Source organism: Candidatus Jordarchaeum sp. (genome assembly GCF_052745115.1).
Genome location: NZ_JBRAKS010000376.1, coordinates 1 through 3,623, shown reverse-complemented (window position 1 = coordinate 3,623; position 3,623 = coordinate 1). Strand labels below are relative to the sequence as shown.

The 3,623-nt window shown below is 39.1% G+C and carries 6 protein-coding genes; 5 read left to right on the top strand and 1 reads right to left on the bottom strand.

The window, feature by feature from the left end:
• Together ACUVXA_RS18125 and ACUVXA_RS18120 are read left to right on the top strand one after the other, a co-directional pair.
• The coding region (locus ACUVXA_RS18125) for a M20 family metallopeptidase (RefSeq protein WP_445872692.1) at positions 1-1,030 on the top strand (1,030 nt) is incomplete at its 5' end.
• 131 nt (positions 1,031-1,161) lie between these two features.
• Entirely contained in the window at positions 1,162-1,374 is a 213-nt protein-coding gene (locus tag ACUVXA_RS18120) for a hypothetical protein (protein WP_445872691.1), read from the top strand.
• Between the two features lie 124 nt (positions 1,375-1,498).
• Here ACUVXA_RS18120 and ACUVXA_RS18115 read toward each other — a convergent pair whose 3' ends face one another.
• The gene (locus ACUVXA_RS18115) at positions 1,499-1,921 is read right to left on the bottom strand and encodes a hypothetical protein (RefSeq protein ID WP_445872690.1); all 423 of its coding nucleotides are present in this window, start codon (positions 1,919-1,921) and stop codon (positions 1,499-1,501) included.
• 210 nt (positions 1,922-2,131) lie between these two features.
• On the opposite strand from ACUVXA_RS18115, the gene ACUVXA_RS18110 reads away from it, so the two are divergent.
• The 3 genes from ACUVXA_RS18110 (at position 2,132) to ACUVXA_RS18100 (ending at position 3,486) form a co-directional block, all read left to right on the top strand.
• Entirely contained in the window at positions 2,132-2,452 is a 321-nt protein-coding gene (locus ACUVXA_RS18110; protein WP_445872689.1) for a hypothetical protein, read from the top strand.
• Between the two features lie 328 nt (positions 2,453-2,780).
• On the top strand, positions 2,781-3,113 hold the full coding sequence (locus tag ACUVXA_RS18105; protein WP_445872688.1) for a DUF7557 family protein: 333 nt from the start codon (positions 2,781-2,783) through the stop codon (positions 3,111-3,113).
• Positions 3,100-3,486, top strand: a complete 387-nt coding sequence (locus ACUVXA_RS18100; RefSeq protein WP_445872687.1) for a type II toxin-antitoxin system VapC family toxin — start codon at positions 3,100-3,102, stop codon at positions 3,484-3,486. The genes ACUVXA_RS18105 and ACUVXA_RS18100 overlap by 14 nt, the downstream gene beginning before the upstream one ends.
• The last annotated feature ends 137 nt before the right edge of the window (positions 3,487-3,623 follow it).

The window sequence follows — 3,623 nt, the reverse complement described above, 5'->3', positions numbered from 1 at the left end:
GGAGGGACCTCGAGTGAATCTTGTAGCCAACAAGAGTTTTGGGGATGATAAGCCTTCCATAACTTTCTACGCTCACACCGATGTAGTACCAGTAGAGGAGGAGTGGAGTGTTCCCCCCTTTGAGGGTATTGTTAAGGAGGGGAGAATTTACGGACGGGGAAGTAGCGACATGAAAGGATTTATAGCTACGGTTCTCCTAGTCCTCAAAGTAATAAACGAACTCGGCTTAAAACCCAACTATAACATAACCTGTGCTATGTGTACGGATGAAGAAATCGGTGTCTACCCCGGAGTCTATTATCTAGCAGACCAAGGATACCTCAAGGGAGACGTGATATGCGGTGAAGCAGTCCATCAAATAATAGGTATTGGGACCGCGGGAAGCATTGTTTTCGATGTTACGGTTAAGGGCAGATCGGCACACACTATGGCCTTCTGGACCGCCATAAACGCGGTTGAGAACACCGTGCCAGTTCTTGAAGAACTCCTAAAACTTAAGGAAAAAGTCATGGAGAGGCGATCCGAAGTACCGGGGCTACCCACACCCTATGGGGATAAAATGATGCCTCTCTTCTCAATAAACGTGATAAAAGGCGGTGTAAAAGACAACATCATTCCCAGCGAATGCCGATTTTCAATCGACCGCAGATACATACCGGAAGAAAAAGAAGAGGAAGTAGTGGCTGAATTCATGGAAGCCATAGAAGCCGCAAAAAAGAGGAGCAAAGCTCTCACAATAGAAACCAACGTAATAAGAACATACAAACCCCTGAAAATCTCACCCCAAAAACCGATCGTGAAAAAACTGGCAGCCGCAGTAAAACACGTAACTGGTCAAAATGTCGGCTACTTGGGCGCAGCGGGAGCCACAGACATGGGATATGTGGCAGAAAAAGGACACGATGTAGTAATCATGGGGGTAGGCGACCTACTATCAAATTTCCACGGAGCAGACGAAAGTATAAATATAGAAGACATGACCAAATACGCAAAAGAAATAGTCCACCTATTATGCTTCCAAAAAATGTAAAACACCTAACAGCGAACAGAAGAGTAGATCGAGAATCAATTATGATACTCTACATAAACTTTTATAATAAAAACACCTAATAAAAACGATAAACGCCAGCAATCTGAAAAATTAAAGGAGTGAAATACGAGATGTCAATCCCCGGTTACATAGACTATAAAAGAAGAGAATTCTGTAAAGACGTAAAATGTCGAATCCAATTAGAATTGGAAAAACAGAAGGAAGGCTCCGAAGAATACGAAAGAATCAGAAACCTTTGCAAAAACGAATGCGTATACACCACTTATCAGTTCCACCACTGGCTAATAGATAAAGGATACCTAATAGTCAGACCCGAAAAGTGAAGCAGAAAAGGGATTGAAAGCCTAAATCAAATAACACTTCACTCGGAGCACGAGAAATCCCCCTTTTACCGCTTTATCACTTTGACTACCCTTATAATAACCTTTTCAGATTACGGAGTATGAATTACGCTTTTTTTCTAGCCTTTTCTTTTAAAGAATCTATCCACTTATCCAGAGATTCTTTTATTGCCAACCTCTCTCCGTTTTGAATTTTTTGTATAAAACCGTTTAGCAGTGTATCGGGGGCCTCCCTTCCCGAGGAACCGAAAATCTGGTCCAGTTTAGAAGAAAAATCCACAAATCGATCTCGATCTCCATCCCAATCCTCCAAATTGCCATAATCTCTAATGAATTCATCCCTAACAATTTCAAGCTTATCCTTAACTGAATCATCCCTATCTGTATAGGCTCCTAAAATAAGATTGTTAATAACCAGAAACACAAATTTCTTATCCTTCAAAAACACGCTCTCAATATTGCGACCACTAATATTACTCCCAAAAGAAAACACGGCACTCAGAAACCCCGAAACCAAGTTCTCATCCATCTCAGATTCTCCATAACCACGAAAGATTACACACTCACCACTCTTCCTAAACAAGTAGAAATTATGAATCATTCTCAAAGTCCCCGAGTCGTTGTCTATAATTAAATAAAAGTAGAAAATTCTATTAAATATTGTTCTTTCAAACCTTATCCTAACTTTAGCGGAGTTTATATACCCCCTCTTTAAAAGAAGAGGGAGAGGCTTTTTCAGATGGACATATATTGGCTATTGTTCAATCCCATGATGTACGAACTACTCAATATAATATTCGGATTCATCTTAATATTAGGATTAGGTCTCTTTATTTACAATATAATATTGCTGATCACGTATTATCGTAAACGCCAAGTAATTCCCCGCCTGATTCTAAGCCTGATCTTAATCGGGATGACGGTGAGATGGGAATTGATTCTACCCGCCGTATCGGAAATAATGGGAGGAGTAGTGCAATACTACGGAACCTTTATGCTATACCTAATTTACCAGTGGCTAGCTCAACACGGAATCCCAATGACCCTGTTCTTACTATAATCAACATTTAAAATCATTGAAATATTTTATCTTTACTTTCTCAGATACAATAAAACAGACAAAGAAATGCTAATGAACAAAGTGTTTTAACATTTTAACACCAAAATCACTGAGAGGCGGTTACAAACACTCCCTAAGCTGATACTGAACCAGGTATAAATTCAGGAAAAAGAGAATTCTTCGGAGACGTTCTCCTTCTCTTGAAAACTATGCGTATCATAAATCTGGGATAGGAGGACTCTTCCAAATAAATCTTATTTTGACATTATTGATATGTCGTAGTAAATTTTAAAAAGCATTATCATATAATAATTATATGGTGTTATATGTGGCTAAGGACTTAACCACCATCCAATTAACGAAGACCGTAAGGGAACAATTGAAAAAACTAGGCTTGAAAGGGGAAACCTATGACGCCATTATAAGGAGACTAATTAAATTAGCCGAAAGTAGTATGGAAGGAGAAGGTTCCCCAACATACACTACAAAGGTATCCGAACACCATAGTGAAATACAGCAGATCGCAAAGATTGAAAATTTATTCAAGGATATCCACAAAAAATTCAGAGGCAAATTCAAAGACTGGAAAGAGGAAGATCATGAAGCAGACAAGCTGCTACTTCACTTAGCAAAAGAGGAAGAACCGCATGAAAATCATTGACACCATGGTTATAATACCCTCCCTAGATCAAAACCATCCACTCCACAGAGACGCCCTCAAACACCTCACAGCAGTCTCCTATTCAAAAGACATCTACATCCCATCAGCGGTATTGCTTGAAAGCGACCTCGTTATGAAAAATAACAGAATCCCCAAAAAAGACCGAGCCGAACTTTTTGAAAAACTAAGCCTAATAATCCCCAAAAACAAAGTACTACCAATCACCGCTACCATTCTCAGAAAAACCGTTGAACTGGAAGAGAACAAAAATTACTTCGACGCCCTCATAGCAAGCACAGCACTAGAATATAATAGTGAAATAATATCCAAAGATCCATTCTTCTCAAAACAAGGAATCAAAACCACATGGTAATCTAACTCCCCAATTTTTATGAACCGCTTTTAGAGTAAAGCAACCAGACCAGATTATGTAAGTTTTATGATGCAACCATGTGGGGTTTACAGCAGTAGAAAGATTTAATGATAAATAATACCATTCTTAGACTTTAA

Excerpts from the sequence above, each read along its gene's own strand:
- ACUVXA_RS18120 (WP_445872691.1), top strand. The coding sequence starts at position 1,162 with ATGTCAATCCCCGGTTACATAGACTATAAAAGAAGAGAATTCTGTAAA.
- ACUVXA_RS18115 (WP_445872690.1), bottom strand. The coding sequence starts at position 1,921 with ATGGATGAGAACTTGGTTTCGGGGTTTCTGAGTGCCGTGTTTTCTTTT.
- ACUVXA_RS18110 (WP_445872689.1), top strand. The coding sequence starts at position 2,132 with ATGGACATATATTGGCTATTGTTCAATCCCATGATGTACGAACTACTC.
- ACUVXA_RS18100 (WP_445872687.1), top strand. The coding sequence starts at position 3,100 with ATGAAAATCATTGACACCATGGTTATAATACCCTCCCTAGATCAAAAC.